The 18,873-nt window shown below is 73.4% G+C and carries 15 protein-coding genes and 1 pseudogene; 15 read left to right on the top strand and 1 reads right to left on the bottom strand.

What is annotated here, in order from left to right; translation table 11 throughout:
- Window positions 1-95: 95 nt before the first annotated feature.
- The 7 genes and pseudogenes from ssd to SPOPO_RS36130 form a co-directional block, all read left to right on the top strand.
- The gene (ssd, locus tag SPOPO_RS35050; RefSeq protein WP_019873950.1) at window positions 96-1,196 is read left to right on the top strand and encodes a septum site-determining protein Ssd; all 1,101 of its coding nucleotides are present in this window, start codon (window positions 96-98) and stop codon (window positions 1,194-1,196) included.
- Window positions 1,193-2,221, top strand: coding sequence for a TadA family conjugal transfer-associated ATPase (locus SPOPO_RS0106335; RefSeq protein ID WP_019873949.1), 1,029 nt, complete (start codon window positions 1,193-1,195; stop codon window positions 2,219-2,221). The genes ssd and SPOPO_RS0106335 overlap by 4 nt, the downstream gene beginning before the upstream one ends.
- Complete coding sequence (locus tag SPOPO_RS34740; RefSeq protein ID WP_019873948.1) at window positions 2,218-2,967, top strand: type II secretion system F family protein; 750 nt, start codon at window positions 2,218-2,220, stop codon at window positions 2,965-2,967. The genes SPOPO_RS0106335 and SPOPO_RS34740 overlap by 4 nt, the downstream gene beginning before the upstream one ends.
- Window positions 2,964-3,437, top strand: coding sequence for a type II secretion system F family protein (locus tag SPOPO_RS34735; protein ID WP_019873947.1), 474 nt, complete (start codon window positions 2,964-2,966; stop codon window positions 3,435-3,437). The genes SPOPO_RS34740 and SPOPO_RS34735 overlap by 4 nt, the downstream gene beginning before the upstream one ends.
- 49 nt (window positions 3,438-3,486) lie before the next feature.
- Window positions 3,487-3,669 (top strand): DUF4244 domain-containing protein, encoded by a 183-nt coding sequence (locus SPOPO_RS0106320; RefSeq protein ID WP_028984562.1) that lies wholly within the window; start codon window positions 3,487-3,489, stop codon window positions 3,667-3,669.
- 40 nt (window positions 3,670-3,709) lie between these two features.
- Window positions 3,710-4,030 (top strand): TadE family type IV pilus minor pilin, encoded by a 321-nt coding sequence (locus SPOPO_RS0106315; protein ID WP_019873945.1) that lies wholly within the window; start codon window positions 3,710-3,712, stop codon window positions 4,028-4,030.
- 20 nt (window positions 4,031-4,050) lie between these two features.
- Window positions 4,051-4,278: pseudogene (locus tag SPOPO_RS36130) on the top strand (Rv3654c family TadE-like protein); the annotation flags it as partial.
- A 60-nt stretch (window positions 4,279-4,338) separates the two neighbouring features.
- Here the strand turns inward: SPOPO_RS36130 and SPOPO_RS0106310 are convergent.
- Window positions 4,339-6,747, bottom strand: a complete 2,409-nt coding sequence (locus SPOPO_RS0106310) for a DEAD/DEAH box helicase (protein ID WP_019873944.1) — start codon at window positions 6,745-6,747, stop codon at window positions 4,339-4,341.
- A gap of 90 nt (window positions 6,748-6,837) precedes the next feature.
- Here SPOPO_RS0106310 and SPOPO_RS0106305 point away from each other — a divergent pair, with 90 nt between their 5' ends.
- From SPOPO_RS0106305 to SPOPO_RS0106270, 8 genes are all read left to right on the top strand, one after another.
- Complete coding sequence (locus SPOPO_RS0106305) at window positions 6,838-7,179, top strand: STAS domain-containing protein (protein ID WP_019873943.1); 342 nt, start codon at window positions 6,838-6,840, stop codon at window positions 7,177-7,179.
- Between the two features lie 50 nt (window positions 7,180-7,229).
- On the top strand, window positions 7,230-7,667 hold the full coding sequence (locus SPOPO_RS0106300; RefSeq protein WP_019873942.1) for an ATP-binding protein: 438 nt from the start codon (window positions 7,230-7,232) through the stop codon (window positions 7,665-7,667).
- Window positions 7,668-7,902: 235 nt separating this feature from the next.
- Entirely contained in the window at window positions 7,903-10,269 is a 2,367-nt protein-coding gene (locus SPOPO_RS0106295; RefSeq protein WP_019873941.1) for a sodium-translocating pyrophosphatase, read from the top strand.
- Window positions 10,270-10,442: 173 nt separating this feature from the next.
- A complete protein-coding gene (gene topA, locus SPOPO_RS0106290) occupies window positions 10,443-13,256 on the top strand; it encodes a type I DNA topoisomerase (protein WP_019873940.1) in 2,814 nt (937 codons plus the stop codon).
- 41 nt (window positions 13,257-13,297) lie between these two features.
- On the top strand, window positions 13,298-15,334 hold the full coding sequence (tmk, locus tag SPOPO_RS0106285) for a dTMP kinase (RefSeq protein WP_169577165.1): 2,037 nt from the start codon (window positions 13,298-13,300) through the stop codon (window positions 15,332-15,334).
- Window positions 15,331-16,470, top strand: a complete 1,140-nt coding sequence (locus SPOPO_RS0106280; protein WP_019873938.1) for a DNA polymerase III subunit delta' — start codon at window positions 15,331-15,333, stop codon at window positions 16,468-16,470. Before tmk ends, SPOPO_RS0106280 begins: the two co-directional genes overlap by 4 nt.
- A 46-nt stretch (window positions 16,471-16,516) precedes the next feature.
- A complete protein-coding gene (locus SPOPO_RS0106275; RefSeq protein WP_028984560.1) occupies window positions 16,517-18,085 on the top strand; it encodes an alpha/beta hydrolase in 1,569 nt (522 codons plus the stop codon).
- Window positions 18,086-18,279: 194 nt separating this feature from the next.
- Window positions 18,280-18,789, top strand: coding sequence for a hypothetical protein (locus tag SPOPO_RS0106270; RefSeq protein WP_019873936.1), 510 nt, complete (start codon window positions 18,280-18,282; stop codon window positions 18,787-18,789).
- Window positions 18,790-18,873: the final 84 nt, after the last annotated feature.

Genomic DNA, 18,873 nt, shown 5'->3' with positions numbered 1-18,873 from the left:
GTCGGCACACCCCCGAAGTTGTCCACAGGTCGCCCCGGTGAGGTCTGCCCCGGGGTCCAGGGTGTGGTGCCACGCACCGACCTGGGGAGGCCCGCATGTCACTCGACCCGTCCCTGTCCGGATCGCCGGGGGAACCCGACCGGCCCCTGATCGTCACCGGCGACCCACTGCTGCTGGAGGACCTGCTCCGCCTGGCCGGGGCGGCCGGCAGTGAGCCCGAGGTCGCCGTCGACGTCGGGGCGGCGCTCGTGTCCTGGCGGTCCGCGCCGCTCGTTGTCGTCGGCGCCGACCGGGTCGCCGAGGCGGCGCGGCGGGAGCTGCCCCGGCGGCCGGGCGTCGTCGTCGCCGGGTTCGATCCGGTCGACCCCGCGGTGTGGCGGCCCGCCCTCGCGCTCGGGGCGGAGCAGGTCGCGCTCCTCCCCGACGGCGAGACCTGGCTGACCGACCGGTTCGCGGACGCGATCGACGGACCGCAGGCGGCGGGCCGGGTGGTCTGCGTCCTCGGCGGTCGCGGGGGCGCCGGGGCGAGCACCCTCGCCGCCGCGCTCGCGGTCACGGCCGCGAGCCGGCACGTCCCGACCGCGCTCGTCGACGGCGACCCGCTCGGTGGCGGCCTGGACCTGCTGCTCGGCGAGGAGCAGGCCGAGGGACTGCGCTGGCCCGACCTCGCGGCGATCCGCGGCCGCGTCACCGCCACCGCGCTGTCCCGGGCGGTGCCGCGGTTCGGGCCGCTGAGTCTGATCTCGTGGGACCGCGGCCGTGTGCTGCACGTGCCGCCCGAGGTCATGGCAACGACCCTCGCCGGCGTCCGCCGTGGGCACGACCTCGTCGTCGTCGACCTGCCCCGGCGCCACCCCGACCGCACCGTGGAGGCGGCGCTCGCGGCCGGCGGTCCGGTGCTGGTGGTCGTCCCGGCCGACGTGCGCTCGGTGGCCGCGGCGGGCCGCGTCGTCGCGACGCTGGCGGGCCAGCCCAACGACCGCTGGCTGGTCGTCCGTGGCCCGTCGCCGTCCGACCTCGCGCCGGAGGTCATCGCGAACACGCTGGGGATCCCGCTGCTCGGAGCCGTCCGGCCCGAGCCCCGGCGGGCGGTACGGCAGGACTGGGGCGAGCCGCCGGGGATCGGGCGGCGCAGCCCGCTCGCCGGGCTCTGCGGCCGGTTCCTCGACTCGCTCGCGCTCGGGGTGGCCGCGTGAACGCGCCGGCCGGGGCGCTGGAGCCGCTGCTGGCCGAGCCCGGCGTCACCGACGTCCTCGTCAACGGTCCCCAGGAGGTCTGGGTCGACCGCGGCGCCGGACTGGTCCGGGTCGCGGTCGACCTCGGCGACGAGGCGGCGCTGCGCCGGCTCGCGCAGCGGCTCGTGGCGGCGGCCGGGCGGCGGCTCGACGACAGCTGCCCGTTCGCGGACGCCGTCCTCCCCGACGGGACCCGGCTGCATGCCGTGCTCGCGCCGGTCGCGGTGCGGGGCACCGCGCTGTCGCTGCGGGTGCCGCGGCGCAGCCGGTTCACGCTCGCGGACCTCGTGGCCGCCGGGACGATCCCGGCCGACGGGATGCGCTGGCTCCGGGCGCTGGTCGAGGCCCGGCTCGCAATCCTGGTCTCGGGTGGAGCCGGGACCGGGAAGACCACGCTGCTCGCGACGCTGCTCGGGCTCGTCGCGCCGGACGAGCGCATCGTCCTGGTCGAGGACACGCGCGAGCTCGACCCCGACCACGCGCACGTCGTGCGGCTGGAGGCGCGCCCGCCGAACGTCGAGGGCGCGGGAGCGATCGGGCTCCGGGAGCTCGTCCGCCAGGCGCTGCGAATGCGGCCGGACCGGCTGGTGGTCGGGGAGGTCCGCGGCGGGGAGGTCATCGACCTGCTGGCCGCGCTCAACACCGGTCACCGCGGGGGTGGGGGCACCGTGCACGCGAACGAGGCCGCCGCCGTGCCGGCCCGGCTGGAGGCGCTCGCCGCCGCGGCCGGGATGAGGCGGGACGCCCTGCACGCCCAGCTCGCCGCCGGGATCGACGCCGTCGTGCACCTGGAGCGGGAGGAGGACGGCCGCCGGGTCACCGGCATCGCGGTCCCGCGACGGGGCCCGGACGGCCTCGTCCGGCTGGTCCGGGCGGTCGGGTTCCGGCGCGGCCGGCGTGGCGGAGAGGTGGTCGTCGGCCCGGCTTATCCACAGCTCGGGGCGCTGCTGGAGGCCCGCTCCATCCCGGTCCCGGAACCCCGGTGACGGTTCTGGCCGCCCTCGCCGCGGCGGTGGCCGCCGCGCTCGCGTGGCCGGGGTCCGGGCGGGGCCTGGCCCGCCTCGATCCGGCCGAACGGTCCGGCCCGGGATCCACGGCGTGTCGGCGGCCGCGGGCCGCCTGGCCGGGCCGGTTCGCCCGTCCGAGTGATCTTGGTCGCCGGCGTGTTCTCGAGGCCCGCCGGACCGCGGTGGTCGAATTCGCGGGCGCGCTCGGGTCCGAGGTCCGCGCCGGGCGGCCCCCGCGGGCCGCGGTGGTGGCCGCCCTGGCCGAGCTGCCGCCCGGCGGCGGGGACGACGGGGCGGGCGACTGGGTGGGGGAGGTCCGGGACGCCGCGACGGGCGACGGGGACGTCGGTGCGGCGCTGCTCCGCGCGGCCGCGCAGCCCGGCGCCGGCGACCTGCGGGACGTGGCGGCGTGCTGGGAGGTGGCCGAACAAACCGGTGCCGGCCTCGGCGGGGCGCTGGACCAGGTCGCCGCGGCGGCGGGGGAGCGGGTCGTCCACCAGGCGCGGGTGCGGGCCCAGCTCGCCGGCGTCCGCACGACGGGCTGGCTGCTCGCGGGGCTGCCGCTGGTCGGGATGGTGCTGGCCGCGACGGCCGGAGCGCACCCGTGGCGGGTGCTGCTGGCTACGCCGTCCGGGTTCGCGCTGCTCACGCTCGGTGTCGGCCTCGACGCCGCTGGAGTGGTGTGGCTGTACCGGCTCGCGCGCCGGGTCGAGGAGACGCTGTGAGGGCCGGCCGGACGGTACGGGCGAGTGCGCGGGACCTCGCCGAGGCGGCGGCGCTGGCCGACCTGCTCGCCGCCTGCCTCGCGGCCGGGTGCGCGCCGCTCGACGCCGCCCGCGCGGCCGCCCGCGCCCGGCCGGGGCCGGTCGCCGCCGCCCTGGCGGAGGCCGCCGCCCGCGTCGCGGGCGGGGCCGACCCGGCGCGGGCCTGGCGCGAGCTCGGGGAGCGCCCCGAACTGGCCGGCCTGGGGCGGGCCCTCGCCCGCACCGCGGAGTCCGGCACCGCGGCCGCGGCGGCCGTGAGCGCCGAGGCCGCCCGGCACCGGGTCGCGCGTCGCCTCGCCGCGGAGGCCGCTCTCGCGCGGGTGGCCGTGCTCGCGGCTCTCCCGCTCGGCCTCTGCTTCCTGCCGGCGTTCCTGTGCCTCGGGGTCGTCCCGGTGGTGCTCGACCTCGGCGGCGGGCTGCTCTCGAACTGACGCAATGTCAGAAGCATCGATCAACACACACTCAGGGGAAGGGATTTCCATGAAGCTGCGCAGGCCGCGATGGGTGCCGGAGGACGACGCCGGCATGAGCACGGTGGAGTACGCGATCGGGACGCTGGCTGCGGCCGCGTTCGCGATGGTGCTGATGAAGGTCCTGACGTCCGACGCCGTCGGGGCGCGGATGAGCGAGTTGGTCACCCAGGCGCTCTCCGGGTCGTTCTGAGGTGGGCGGGCGCGCTCGGCGGGCCGGAGACCGCGGCGCCGTGACCGTCGAGGTCGCGCTCGCGGTGCCGGCGCTGGTCGCGGTGCTCGGCCTCGCGCTGTGGGCCGTCGCCGCGGCCGGGCTCGCGATGGACTGCACCGACGCGGCCCGGGCGGGGGCCCGCGCCGCTGCCCGCGGCGACAGCGAGGCTGTGGTCCGGGCGCTGATCGCGCGGACCGGACCGGACGGTGCCGCGGTGACCCTCGAGCGGGCGGGCGACCTGGTGACGGTCACGGTGCGGGCGCGCACCGCCTCGCCCGGCCCGGTCCCGCTCCCGGCTCTCACCGTCCGCGGGTCCGCGGCCGCGCAGGTCGAGCGGTGAGGTCGGACCGGGGCGCGGGCATGCTCCTCGTCCTGGCGGCGGTGGCGGTCGTGGCGTTCGTGGGATTGGCGGGGGTCACCGTGACGCGCGCCCTGACGGTCCGTCACGAGGTCGCCGGAGCCGCGGATCTGGCCGCGCTGGCGGCCGTCACCGACGGGTGTTCCGCGGCCGCGGAGGTCGCCGCGGCGAACGGGGCCGATCTGCGGACGTGCGTGCCCGAGAACGGCACGGTCCGGGTCGAGGTGGTCCGCCGGGTCGTGGCGTGGGGCCGGGCGACGCTCGTACGCGCCGCGGCCCGCGCGGGCCCGTCAGCCGGCCGCGGCGAACTCGACGCCGTCGGCGGTCTCGGTGTCCTCGGCGGCACCGGCGGTCTCGATGCCGTCGGCTTCGGTGAGGACCCGGTCGAGGAGCCGGACCGCACCTGCCTTGTCCAGGGGGTTGTTGCCGTTGCCGCACTTGGGCGACTGCACGCACGACGGGCAGCCGGTGGCGCACTCGCAGGAGGCGATGGCGTCACGGGTGGCGCTCAGCCACTGCTCGGCCGCGGCGAAGCCCCGCTCCGCGAAGCCGGCGCCGCCCGGGTGGCCGTCGTAGACGAAGACCGTCGGCAGCATCGTGTCCGGGTGCAGGGCGGTCGAGACGCCGCCGATGTCCCAGCGGTCGCAGGTGGCGAACAGGGGCATCAGGCCGATCGAGGCGTGCTCGGCGGCGTGGGCGGCGCCGGGCAGGTCGGCGATCTCGACCGCGGCCTCGGCCACGGCGTCGGGGGTCACGGTCCACCAGACCGCGCGGGTCCGCAGGTGCCGCGGCGGCAGGTCGAGCGGGGTCTCGTCGAGAACCTCGCCGGTGACCAGACGCTTCCGCAGGTACGAGACGACCTGGTTGGTCACCTCGACCGTGCCGAAGCAGACCTCGACCGCGTCGCCCCAGGAACGGCGGTGGACGGTGTCGACGATCGCGATGTCGGTGACCTCGCGCGCCGAGGTCGAGTAGTCGGGCTCGGCCGGCTCGACGAGGGCGACGCACTCGGCGAGGTCGAGGGAGCGGACCAGGTACTGGCGGCCCTGGTGCAGGTAGACCGCGCCGGTGTGGGCCTGGGTGTGGGAGGCGGCGCCGTCCACGGTGCCGAGCAGGCGACCGGTGTCGACCTCGCACACCCGGATCTGTGCGCCGCCGGTGCCCCGGATGTCGGCGAGGGCGGACGCCGGGTCGCGGCGGGTCCAGAACCAGCCGGCCGGGCGCCGCCGCAGCAGGCCACGTTCCTCGAGCGTCGGGAGCAGGAGCTCGGCGGTGGGCCCGAACAGGTCGAGGTCCCGCTCGGTCAGCGGCGACTCCGACGCGGCGGCGCACAGGTGCGGCGCGAGCACGTAGGGGTTGTCCGGGTCGAGCACGGTCGCCTCGACCGGGCGGCCGAACAGCGCCTCGGGGTGGTGGACGAGATAGGTGTCCAGCGGGTCGTCGCGGGCGACCAGCACGGCGAGCGCGCCCTGCCCGGCGCGCCCGGCCCGCCCGGCCTGCTGCCACATCGACGCCCGGGTGCCGGGGTAGCCCGCGAGCACCACGGCGTCCAGACCGGCGACGTCGATGCCGAGTTCGAGCGCGTTGGTCGCGGCGAGCCCGCGCAGCAGGCCGGCGCGCAGACGGTGCTCGAGCGCTCGGCGTTCCTCGGGCAGGTAACCCCCGCGGTACGAGGCGACCTGCCCGGCCAGCGCCGGGTCGACCTCGGCGAGGCCGTCGCGGGCGAGGAGCGCGACCACCTCGGCGCCGCGCCGGGAGCGCACGAACGCCACGGTCTGCGCGTCGTTCAGCACGAGGTCGGTGAGCAGGTCCGCGGTCTCGGCGATCGCGGTCCGCCGGACCGGCGCGCTGCCCTCGCCCGTGTGGTCGGTCAGCGGCGGCTCCCAGAGCACGAAGGCCGCCTCGCCGCGCGGGGAGGCGTCGTCGGTGACCTCGGCGACGGGCAGGCCGGTCAGCCGCCCCGCGGAACCGGCCGGGTCCGACACCGTCGCCGACGTCAGGACGAACACCGGCGAGGACCCGTACCGGGCGCAGACCCGGCGAAGCCGCCGGAGCACCTGGGCGACGTGGGAGCCGAACACGCCGCGGTAGGTGTGGCACTCGTCGACGACCACGACCGACAGGTTCTTGAGGAACCGCGCCCAACGGGCGTGTCCGGGCAGCAGCGTCCGGTGGAGCATGTCGGGGTTCGTCAGCAGGTAGTTCGCGTGGCTGCGGATCCAGTCGCGCTCCGCGTACGGCGTGTCACCGTCGAAGCAGGCCGGGCGCAGCGCGGGGCCGAGCTGGAGCCGCGTGAGGTTCGCGAGCTGGTCGGCGGCCAGCGCCTTGGTGGGGGAGAGATAGAGGACGCCGGGGCACGCGGTGGCCGGGCCGTCCGCCGCGTCGAGGACCGCGGTCAGGGCCGGGAGCAGGTAGGCCAGCGACTTGCCCGACGCCGTCCCGGTGGCCAGCACCACCGACCGCCCCGCGTGGGCGTGCTCGGCCGCCGCCACCTGGTGGGCCCAGGGCCGATCGATCCCGCCGGCACCCCACCGCTCGACCAGCACCGGCGGGGTCCAGGCCGGCCAGTCCCCGGGCCGGGCCGTCCGGGCCGGAGCCCGGTGGACGTGCGTGATCCGTTCCCGCCGACCCGGGGCCAGCAGCAGCCCGGCGAGGAGCTGGTCCGCCCGGCCGGCGGAGTCGGTCACGTCGAGGGCCACGGGGGCAGTGTCGCAAACCGGTCCGACGGGTAGTGGGGAGCCGCAATGGTTGAATGACCGGGTCGACCCCCGGCAGCAGCAGGAGGACTCGTGGACCTGTCCCTCACCACCCGCGACGAGGGTGACCGCACTGTCGTCGCCGTCGGCGGAGAGATCGACGTGTACACCGCCCCGAAGCTGCGCGAGCAGCTCGTCGACCTGGTGAATGCGGGCCGCTACCACCTGATCGTCGACATGGAGGGTGTCGAGTTCCTCGACTCCACCGGTCTGGGTGTCCTGGTCGGCGGGCTGAAGCGGGTGCGCGCCCACGACGGTTCGCTGCGCCTGGTCTGCACCCAGGAGCGCATCCTCAAGATCTTCCGGATCACCGGACTGACTAAGGTCTTCCCCATCCACGACACGGTGTCCGAGGCACTCACCGCCACCGGGTGACCGGGCCGGGGATCCCACCAGTTCCGACTTCCGAGACCGGGGGCAACGCCGTGCCCACCGTGCATCTGCGGTTCAGTGCGCTGCCGGCGCACGTGCGTACCGCGCGCCTGGTCGCTGCGACCGTGGCGCGCCGCTCCGGCGTGGACGACGACCTGCTCGACGAGGTCCGCCTCGCCGTGGGCGAGGCGTGCTCCCGCGCCGTCGGCCAGCACGCCCGCTCCGGGCTGCACGAGCCCGTGTCGATGAAGCTGCACACCGAGGACGGGCGCTTCTGCGTCGAGGTCGCCGACGTCGTGCCGATCGGGCTCCCCCTGGCCGAGATGCTGCCGGAGATCACGTCCCCGGCCGACCTGCTCGACGCCGACCCCGCCGACATGGACACCTCGCTCGGTCTGGCCCTGATCTCCGGCCTCGTCGACGACGTCGCCGTGGTCCCGGGCTCGGACGGCACCGTCGTCCGGATGACCTGGCCCGCGACCTCGCTCTGAGTCGCACGCCCTCACCCGGGCCGGGCGTTTTCGCTTTTGCACAAACCCCGGACGCCCACGGTGGGCCGCGTCACTTTGGGCAGATCCACTTGCGTAGACTCCGCAGCGCTCCATAGCCGCGGGCGCGCTCGCCCCGTTTAGTAGAGCGACCCGACGGCCTCCCCTCGTGTGTGTCGGCCTGGTCCGGCGCCGTCCCGGAACAGCAACGTTGCTGCTCCACATCTAGGAGGACTTGATGTCAGGGATCAACCTCGCCGCCGAGAGCGGCGAGACGGTCTCCCTGTCGGGCGGGAACCTGACCATCGTCGTTGTGGTCGCGCTCGTCGCCGTACTCGCGTTGGGTGTCGCGGGCTTCCTGGTCAAGGAAGTTCTGCGCGCCGATCAGGGCACGGAGAGAATGCAGGAGATCGCGGGTGCCGTGCAGGAAGGCGCCGCCGCTTATCTGACCCGTCAGTTCCGGACGCTGGGCATCTTTGCCGTCCTGGCGTTCTTCGTGCTGTTCGCCCTGCCGGCCAACAGCACGAACGAACGCATCGGGCGGTCCATCTTCTTCGTGGTCGGCGCGGTGTTCTCCGCGATCACCGGCTACGTGGGCATGTGGCTCGCCGTCCGTGCGAACGTGCGTGTCGCCGCGGCCGCTCGCGTCGGCAAGGCCGGTGAGCTCCCCGCGACCCGGATCGCGTTCCGCACCGGTGGCGTCGCCGGCATGTTCACCGTCGGCCTCGGTCTGCTGGGTGCCGCGACGGTCGTGCTGATCTACGAGGACGAGGCTCCGAAGGTTCTCGAGGGCTTCGGCTTCGGCGCCGCGCTGCTCGCCATGTTCATGCGTGTCGGTGGCGGCATCTTCACCAAGGCCGCCGACGTCGGCGCCGACCTCGTCGGCAAGGTCGAGCAGGGCATCCCCGAGGACGACCCGCGCAACGCCGCCACCATCGCCGACAACGTCGGTGACAACGTCGGTGACTGCGCCGGTATGGCCGCCGACCTGTTCGAGTCCTACGCCGTCACGCTCGTCGCGGCGCTGATCCTCGGTGTCGCCGCCTTCGGTGACGACGGTCTGGTCTTCCCGTTGATCGTCCCGATGATCGGTGTGCTCACCGCGATCATCGGCATCTTCGCGGTGTCCCCGCGTCCGAACGACCGCAACGGCATGGCCGCCATCAACCGCGGCTTCTTCATCTCGGCCGTCGCCTCGGCGATCTTCTGCACGATCGCCGCGTTCATCTTCCTGCCCGACGAGTACGAGGGCCTGTCGGCGTCGAGCCAGCTCCTCGACGACACCGGTGCCGCGATCGTCGACGGCGACCCGCGGATGTTCGCGGTCGTCGCGGTCCTCATCGGCATCGTGCTCGCGGCGGCGATTCAGCAGCTGACGGGCTACTTCACCGAGACCAACCGCCGTCCGGTCATGGACATCGGCAAGACCTCGCTGACCGGTCCGGCGACCGTCATCCTCGCCGGCATCTCGGTGGGTCTGGAGTCCGCGGTCTACTCCGCCGCCCTGATCGGTCTCGCCGTCTACGCGGCCTACATGCTCGGCTCGGGTGTCCTGATCCTCGCCCTGTTCGCGGTGGCGCTGGCCGGTACCGGTCTGCTCACCACGGTCGGCGTCATCGTCGCCATGGACACCTTCGGCCCGGTCTCGGACAACGCCCAGGGCGTGGCCGAGATGTCGGGCGACGTCCACGGCGAGGGCGCTCAGGTCCTCACCAGCCTGGACGCGGTGGGCAACACGACCAAGGCCATCACCAAGGGCATCGCGATCGCGACCGCCGTCCTCGCCGCGACCGCGCTGTTCGGGTCGTACTACAACGAGGTCGTCAAGGCGGTCGACGAGACCGGGGTGGACCCGTCCGAGGTCGGCCTGCGCACGCAGCAGGCGCTGGCCACGTTCGACATCATCAACCCGAACATCCTGGTCGGCCTGATCCTCGGTGCCTCCGCGGTGTTCCTCTTCTCCGGTCTGGCGATCAACGCGGTCGCCCGTGCGGCCGGCGCCATCGTGTTCGAGGTCCGGCGCCAGTTCCGCGAGATCCCCGGGATCATGGAGGGCACGGCCAAGCCGGAGTACGGCAAGGTCGTCGACATCTGCACCCGCGACTCGCTGCGGGAGCTGGCCACGCCGGGCATCCTCGCGGTCATGGCGCCGATCGCCGTCGGCTTCGGCCTCGGCACGGCTCCGCTGGCCGGCTTCCTCGCCGGCGCCATCGGCGCCGGTGTCCTCATGGCGGTGTTCCTGGCCAACTCCGGTGGTGCCTGGGACAACGCCAAGAAGCTGGTCGAGGACGGCCACCACGGCGGTAAGGGCTCGGAGGCCCACGCGGCCACCGTCATCGGTGACACCGTCGGTGACCCGTTCAAGGACACCGCCGGTCCGGCCATCAACCCGCTGATCAAGGTCATGAACCTGGTCGCGCTGCTGATCGCCCCCGCCGTGGTCAAGCTGACCGTCGGCGAGGACGAGAACGACCTGCTCCGCGGCACCATCGCGGGTCTGGCCACGCTGATCATTGTCGGCGCGGTCGTGAACTCGAAGCGGAAGAGCATCGCCGTCAGCGACGAGAGCACCTCCGGCAAGTCCACCGCCGGGGTTGCTGGCTGACCTGCGTAAACGTAGAACGCGGACCCGCCGTCCCTCCTCGGGGCGGCGGGTCCGTCGCATCCGCCGGGCCGGGCGGTCAAGCGTGAATCGGCCGACCGGGAGCTATGGTGTCGCTGCGTCGCCTCGGAGCCGGGGTGGGACGATCCGAGGACGAGGAACCGGGGAGTGCGGAAGTGGCCGCTGAGAAGAAGGCTCGCTCTGGAGCCGGATCCGGTCGTGCCCTGGTCATCGTCGAGTCGCCCACCAAGGCGAAGAAGATCGCTGGTTACCTAGGCAGCTCCTACGTCGTCGAGTCCTCCTACGGGCACATCCGCGACCTGCCGAACGGCGCCGCGGAGGTTCCGGCCAAGTACAAGGGCGAGGCGTGGGCCCGGCTCGGCGTCAACGTCGACAACGGCTTCGAGCCGCTCTACGTCGTCGCGGCGGAGAAGAAGGCCCAGGTCAAGAAGCTGAAGGACGCCATGGACGGCGTCGACCGGCTCTACCTCGCGACAGACGAGGACCGCGAGGGCGAGGCCATCGCCTGGCACCTCCACGAACTGCTGCAGCCCAAGGTCCCCGTGCACCGGATGGTGTTCCACGAGATCACCGAGCGGGCGATCCGCGAGGCCGTGGAGAATCCGCGCACGTTGGACCAGGGACTGGTCGACGCCCAGGAGACCCGGCGCATCCTCGACCGGCTCTACGGCTACGAGGTCTCGCCGGTCCTGTGGAAGAAGATCATGCCCCGGCTCTCGGCCGGCCGCGTGCAGTCCGTCGCCACCCGGCTGGTCGTCGAGCGCGAGCGCGAGCGCATGGCGTTCCGCGCCGCCGCCTACTGGGACCTCGACGCCGAGTTCGACACCGGCCGCGCGCGCAACGCCGACGAGCCGACCACCGTGACCGCCCGGCTGGTGCAGGTCGACGGCAAGCGCGTCGCCACCGGCCGTGACTTCTCCTCCCTCGGTGAGCTCAAGAGCGACCTCAGGAACGGGGGCGTCCTGCACCTCGACGAGGCCGCGGCCGGCGCGCTGGCCGGCCGCCTGTCGTCCTCGTCGTTCACCGTGCGCAAGGTCGAGCGCAAGCCGTACACCCGCAAGCCGTACGCGCCGTTCCGCACGACGACCCTGCAGCAGGAGGCGTCGCGCAAGCTCGGCTTCGGCGCGAAGCGGACGATGCAGGTCGCGCAGCGCCTGTACGAGAACGGCTACATCACGTACATGCGTACCGACTCCACGACGCTGTCGGAGACGGCGGTCGCGGCGGCCCGGTCGCAGGCGACCGCGCTGTACGGGCGCGAGTACATCCCGGACACCCCGCGGCGCTACGAGTCCAAGTCCAAGACCGCGCAGGAGGCCCACGAGGCGATCCGGCCGGCCGGTGACGAGTTCCAGACCCCCGCGCAGACCGGGCTCTCCGGCGACGAGTTCCGCCTCTACGAGCTGATCTGGATGCGCACCGTCGCGTCGCAGATGAAGGACGCGACCGGGCAGTCGGTGTCGGTGCGTATCGGTGGCCGTTCGTCCTCGGGTGAGGACGCCGAGTTCTCCGCCTCCGGCAAGACGATCACCTTCCCGGGCTTCCTCAAGGCCTACGTCGAGGGCGCGGACGACCCCGACGCCGAGCTCGACGACCGCGAGAAGCGGCTGCCGGTCCTCACCGAGGACGATGCTCTGACGGTCCTTCAGATGAGCGTCGAAGGTCACGAGACCCGGCCGCCGGCGCGGTACACCGAGGCCTCGCTGGTTGCGGAGCTCGAGCAGCGGGACATCGGCCGGCCGTCGACGTACGCGTCGATCATCGGCACGATCCTCGACCGCGGGTACGTGTTCAAGAAGGGCACCGCGCTGGTGCCGGCGTGGTTGGCCTTCTCGGTCGTCGGGCTGCTGGAGAAGCACTTCCCGCACCTCGTCGACTACGACTTCACCGCCCGCATGGAGGACGTCCTCGACGACATCGCCAACGGCGAGGCGCAGATGGTCGACTGGCTGTCGCGCTTCTACTTCGGCCCGCCCGGGGACGGCGCGGCCAGTGCCAATGGTGACGGCTCGTCAGGTCCGTCCGGCTCCGACGCGATCGTCGGCCTGAAGCAGCTGGTCTCCGAGCACGTCGGCGACATCGACGCCCGCGAGGTCAACTCGATCCCGATCGGCAACGGCATCTTCGTCCGGGTCGGCCGGTACGGGCCGTACGTCGAGCGTGAGCGCGACGGCGAGCTGCAGCGCGGGAACGTCCCCGACGAGATGCCGCCGGACGAGCTGACCGTCGAGAAGGCGGAGGAGTTGTTCTCCGCGCCGTCGGACGACCGCGTCCTCGGCGTGCACCCGGAGACCGGGCTCGAGGTCGTCGCGAAGAACGGCCGCTTCGGCCCCTACGTCACCGAGGTCCTGCCGGAGGGCTCGAAGGACAAGCCGCGCACCGCCTCGCTGTTCAAGTCGATGGCGCTGGACGAGGTGACCCTGGAGCAGGCGCTGGACCTGCTGAGCCTGCCCCGCACGCTCGGCGAGGTCGACGGCGAGCCGGTCGTCGCGTCCAACGGCCGCTACGGCCCGTACGTGAAGAAGGGCAGCGAGACCCGGTCGCTGGGCGCGGAGGAGCAGCTGCTCACCGTCACCCTCGACGAGGCGCTCGCCCTGCTCGCCCAGCCCAAGCAGCGCGGCCGGCAGGCCTCGGCCGCGGCCCCGCTCAAGGAGCTCGGCAACGACCCGGTCTCGGGCAAGCCGATGGTGGTCAAGGACGGCCGGTTCGGCCCCTACGTCACCGACGGCGAGACCAACGCCTCACTCCGCAAGGGTGACGACGTCGAGACCCTGACCGACGAGCGCGCCGCCGAGCTCCTCGCCGACCGCCGCGCCCGCGGGCCGGCGAAGAAGGCCGCCCGCAAGGCTCCCGCGAAGAAGGCGGCCGCCAAGAAGACCGCGGCCAAGACCACGGCGGCGAAGAAGACGGCGGCGAAGAAGACTCCCGCCAAGAAGACCGCCGCGAAGAAGACCGCGGCCAAGAAGTAACCCGCGGAGCGTCGTCGGGGGCGCTCACTAGGGTGGGGAACGTGCCGGACCAGCCGCTGGACCACGACGTACGGGGGGTCCTGCAGATCGCCCCGTTCCGGCGGCTGTGGATCTCGCTGTCGTTCTCGAGCCTCGGGGACTGGCTGGGGCTGCTCGCGATCACCGCGATGGCGGCCGAGCTCACCACCGACAGCTCGGCGGACCAGAACTACGCCGTCGCCGGCGTCTTCATCCTCCGGCTGATCCCGGCGCTGCTGTTCGCCCCGATCGCCGGCGTGGTCGCCGACCGGTTGGACCGCCGGCTGACGATGGTCGTCACGGACATCCTGCGCGCGGGGTTGTTCATCTCGATCCCGGTCGTCGGGTCACTGTGGTGGCTGCTGGTCGCCACCTTCCTGATCGAGGCGCTCAGCCTGTTCTGGATCCCGGCCAAGGAGGCCACGGTCCCGAACCTCGTGCCCCGGGAGCGCCTGGAGGCGGCCAACCAGATCAGCCTCGTCACCGCCTACGGGTCCGCTCCGATCGCGGCGGGCATCTTCACCGTCCTGTCGCTGATCACCGCGGCGCTCGGTGCGCGGTTCGAGTTCTTCGTGACGCACCCGGCCTCGCTCGCGCTCTGGCTCAACGCCGGGACGTTCCTGTTCGCGGCGGCGACGATCGCGACGCTCGAGATCCCGCGGGACAACGTCGACCGGGCGAAGGCCGAGAACCCGTGGCGGAACCTCGTCGAGGGCTGGAAGTTCGTCGCGCAGACGCCGGTCGTGCGCGGCCTGCTGATCGGCATGCTCGGCGCGTTCGCCGCCGGCGGCACGGTGGTCGGCCTGGCGCCGACGTTCGTGCGCGGCCTCGGCGCCGGCAACCCCGGCTACGGCCTGCTCTTCGGTGCGGTCTTCGTCGGCCTCGCGCTCGGGATGCTGCTCGGACCGCGCCTGCTCGCCGGGCTGTCCCGCCGTCGGCTGTTCGCGATGTCGATCGTCGCGGCCGGTCTGTTGCTCATGGTGATCGCGGTGATCCCGGAGCTGCCGGTCGTCGTGCTGTTCACCGTCGCGCTCGGGCTCGCGTCCGGCGTCGCCTGGGTCACCGGCTACACGCTGATCGGCCTGGAGGTCGCGGACGAGCTGCGCGGGCGGACGTTCGCGTTCGTGCAGTCGATGGTCCGCCTGACGCTCGTCGCGGTGCTCGCAGCCTCGCCGGCGCTGGCCGGCGCCGTCGGCCACGTCGACTTCCACCCGACCGACGACGTCACGGTGGCCTACAGCGGGGCCGCCGTCGTGTTCCTCGGCGCGGGCGCGGTCGCGGCCGCCGTCGGGTTCTTCTCCTACCGGCACATGGACGACCGCAAGGGCATCTCCCTGGCGCGCGACGTCGTCTCCGCGCTGCGGCACGAGACCCCGCTCGCGGACCCGATCACGTCCGGCTGGTTCGTCGCGTTCGAGGGTGGGGACGGCGCGGGCAAGTCGACGCAGGTGGCCCGGCTCGCGGAGTGGCTGACCGCTCGCGGGCACGAGGTCGTCGTGACCCGCGAGCCCGGGGCCACCGCGATCGGCCGGCGCCTGCGGCAGATGCTGCTCGACACCCAGGACCTCGGCCTGTCCCCGCGCAGCGAGGCGCTGCTCTACGCCGCGGACCGGGCCCAGCACGTCGAGGAGGTCATCCGCCCGGCGCTCGAACGGGGCGCGGTGGTCATCACCGACCGGTACGTGGACTCCTCGATCGCCTACCAGGCCGCGGGACGGGCACTGTCGGCGTCGGACGTCGAGCGGCTCTCCCGCTTCGCGACCCGCGGCCTGATGCCGACGCTGACGATCGTGCTCGACGTCCCGCCCGAGGTCGCGGCCGAGCGGCGCCTGCTCCCGCCGGACCGGATCGAGTCCGAGTCGATGGACTTCCACCACCGTGTCCGCCAGGGCTTCCTGGACCGCGCGGCCCGGCGGCCGCGCTCCTACTTCGTCGTCGACGGGACGAAGACGCCGACCGAGATCACCGCCGCCGTCCTCCAGCGGGTGGGGCAGTTGCTGGCGGAGTCGCCGGCGCCCCCGGTCGAGGAGCAGCAGCAGCCCGAAGGGAGCACGCCGTGACGTTGGGCGGGGTCTGGACGGACGTGGTCGGTCAGGAGTCGGCGGTGGCGGCGCTCGCGGCCGCCGTCGCGGGGGAGCCGGGAGCGATGACCCACGCGTGGCTGGTGACCGGCCCGCCCGGCTCGGGCCGCTCGGTCGCGGCGCGCGCGTTCGCCGCGGCGCTGCAGTGCCCGCAGGGCGGGTGCGGCGAGTGTCCCGAGTGCCACACGGTCCTGACCGGCACGCACGCCGACGTCGAGGTCCTGACGACCGAGCTGCTCAGCATCGGCGTCAAGGAGACCCGCGAGCTCGTGCGCCGGGCCGCGCTCTCGCCGTCGAACGGGCGGTGGCAGGTGATCATCGCCGAGGACGCCGACCGGCTCACCGACCAGGCCGCCAACGCGTTGCTGAAGGCGATCGAGGAACCGCCGCCGCGGACCGTGTGGATCCTCTGTGCGCCGGCCACGGACGACGTGCTCCCCACGATCCGCTCCCGCTGCCGTTCGGTGCACCTCGTCACGCCGAGCACGACGGCGGTGGCCGAGGTGCTCACCCGCCGGGACGGGATCGACCCGGAGACCGCGCGCGTCGCCGCCCTCGCCTCGCAGGGCCACATCGGCCGGGCCCGGCGGCTCGCGACCGACGCCGACGCCCGCTCCCGGCGGGCCGATGTACTCGCCCTGCCGCGCGGCATCACCGACGTCGGGTCGTGTCTGCGTGCCGCGGAACGGCTGATCGAGGCGGTGAAGGCCGACGTCGCCGCCGCGTCCGAGATCTCCGACGCCGCGGAGCGGGAGGCGCTGAAGTCCGCGCTCGGGATCGGGACCGGCGCCAAGCAGCCCCCGGGCGCCGCGACCGCGCTCAAGGAGCTGGAGAAGCGGCAGAAGGCCCGCGCCACCCGCGCCCAGCGGGACGGCCTCGACCGCGCCCTGGTCGACCTCGTCGCCTTCTACCGGGACGTCCTCGCCGTGCAGCTCGGCGCCGACGTGGAGCCGGTGAACGCCGCCGAGGCGGCGGCCGTCCGCGAGATCGCGGCCGACAGCACGCCGGAGAGCACCCTGCGCCGGATCGAGGCCGTCCTCGCCTGCCGGACCGCCCTGGAGACCAACGCCGCACCCCTTCTCGCGGTCGAGGCGATGACGTTGGCCCTGCGCTGACGGGGATCTCCGCCGAGCCCGCCGACGGCTCGCATAAGGTCGCGCCATGACGAACCGGCGGGGGACCCGCGTCCGCGCGGCAGCAGTGATCGCGGTGCTGGGTCTGGTCGCCGCGGGCTGCAGCGGCGGGTCGGACCGCCTGCCGTCGGCCAGCCCGGCCCCGGCGCCGACGTCGGCGGTAGACGGCACCCCGGTCCCCACGCCGGCCCCGGCGGTCGCCGCCGCGCTCGCGAAGTTCTACGACCAGAAGCTCAGCTGGAGCGCCTGCGGCGGCGGGTTCCAGTGCACCAAGGTCAAAGTGCCGGTCGACTACGAGAAACCGGACGGCGCGACGCTGAACCTCTCCGTCACCCGGCTGCGGACCAACGGCAAGCGCCTCGGGTCGCTGCTGCTGAACCCGGGCGGGCCCGGCGCGTCCGGCGTGGGCTATCTGCAGGCGGCCTACCAGGGCATCACCGAGCCGGTGCGGGCGAACTACGACCTCGTCAGCTTCGACCCGCGTGGCGTCGGCAAGAGCAAGCCGATCGACTGCGTGACGGACGGTCAGCTCGACGAGTTCCTCTCCGCCGACGTCACGATGGACGACGCGAACGACATCGCGGCCTGGGACCGGATCGCCAAGCGGTTCGCGGCCGGCTGTTCGCAGCGCACCGGGCCGCTGCTCGGCGAGGTCGACACCGACAACGTCGCGCGCGACCTCGACGTCCTGCGGGGCGTGCTCGGGGACGAGACGCTGCACTACCTCGGCTACTCCTACGGCACCTTCATCGGCGCCCGCTACGCCGAGCTGTTCCCCGACAAGGTCGGGCGGATGGTCCTCGACGGCGCGATCGACCCGGGTCTGTCCGCGGTGGAACTCTCCCTTGCGCAGGCTCAGGGGTTCCAGATCGCGTGGGAGGCGTTCGTCGCCGCGTGCCTGAAGGACAAGAAGGACTGTCAGATCGGCGGCAAGCGCGGGGAGATCGAGACCCGTCTGCGCGGCATGCTCGCGGCGGCGGACAAGAGCCCGCTACGGTCGCGCTCCGGTCGTCCGGTACCCGAGGCGATGGCGACGCTCGGCGTCGTCTCGGCGCTGTACAGCACGCAGCGGTGGGAGTTCCTGCGCGCGTCGTTGCTCTCGGCCTACAACGGTGACGGCACCGGGCTGCTCTACCTGGCCGACGCCTACCTGCAGCGCAACGACCGGGGCGGGTTCCCGGACAACTCCAACGAGGCGATCTACGCGGTCAACTGCCTGGACCGCCCGTTCACCGGCACCCCGGCGCAGATCGAGGCGGACCTGCCGCGGTTCCAGGAGGCGTCCCCGCTGTTCGGCGAGTTCATCGCCTGGAGTCTGCTGCCCTGCACCTACTGGCCGGTCCAGCCGGCTCACGAGCCGGGCCCGGTGACCGGGGCGGGTGCCGCCCCGATCGTCGTCATCGGGACCACCCGCGACCCGGCGACGCCGTACGAGTGGGCCAAGGTCCTGGCCGACCAGCTGGAGAGCGGCATCTTCGTCTCGCACGACGGCGACGGGCACACGGTCTACGGCGACGACAACACATGCATCAACCGACTGGTCGAGGACTACCTCGTGAACGGCGAGGCGCCGCGCGACGGCGTGGAGTGCGACTGAGCTGCAGCTTCTGACGCTGCGTAGTGGCCGTTCGACCGAGTCCTGGCCGGGACCCATCCGAAACATTGCAAGTGATTCACCTTTTACTGTCTGGTGCCTTTCGTCACCGTCTGCATAGGTTTGCCCCGATTGGACGCGTGGGTCACCGTCAGCGTGCCCACGGCCGTCCGGCAGCGGCACGGTCTGGAGGACCCATGAGCACACTGACCCGAATCGGCGCCCTCGGGGGCGCGTCCGCCCTCGTGGCCACCGGCCTCGTCGTCCTCGCCTCGCCGGCCGAGGCGAACCACGTCTTCGTCATCCGCGTCGACGAGCGGCAGACCGACTACGACGACGACTTCTCCGGCATGCCGGAGAAGGGCGACCGCTTCGCCTGGAAGGCGAACCTGCGGCAGAACGGCAAGCGGGTCGGCACCGACCGGGGCGAGTGCGAGTTCGTCCGCTTCATCGGCAACCGGCGCGACCCGAGCGCCGCTGTGCTCGAGTGCAAGGTCAAGTACCGCTTCTTCGACACCGGCTCGGTGACGGCCCGCGGCAAGGTCCGCATCGACTGGGACGACCTGGTCGACTCGGACTTCACCGCCCGGCTCCCCGTCCGCGACGGCACCGGCAAGTTCGAGGACGCCGGCGGCTACGTCCGCAACACGCAGATCGACGAGAACGACGCGAAGCTGTACTTCCGCCTCACGCGCGTCAAGCACTGACGAACTCTCGCTGCCGAACACGAAGCGGCGGCCGCCCCCGCCGGGGCGCCGCCGCTTCTGTGTGTGCTGAGGCGGTGGACTGAT

It is taken from the genome of Sporichthya polymorpha DSM 43042 (genome assembly GCF_000384115.1).
Classification (GTDB): domain Bacteria; phylum Actinomycetota; class Actinomycetes; order Sporichthyales; family Sporichthyaceae; genus Sporichthya; species Sporichthya polymorpha.
This window is presented reverse-complemented; position numbering and strand designations above follow the sequence as displayed.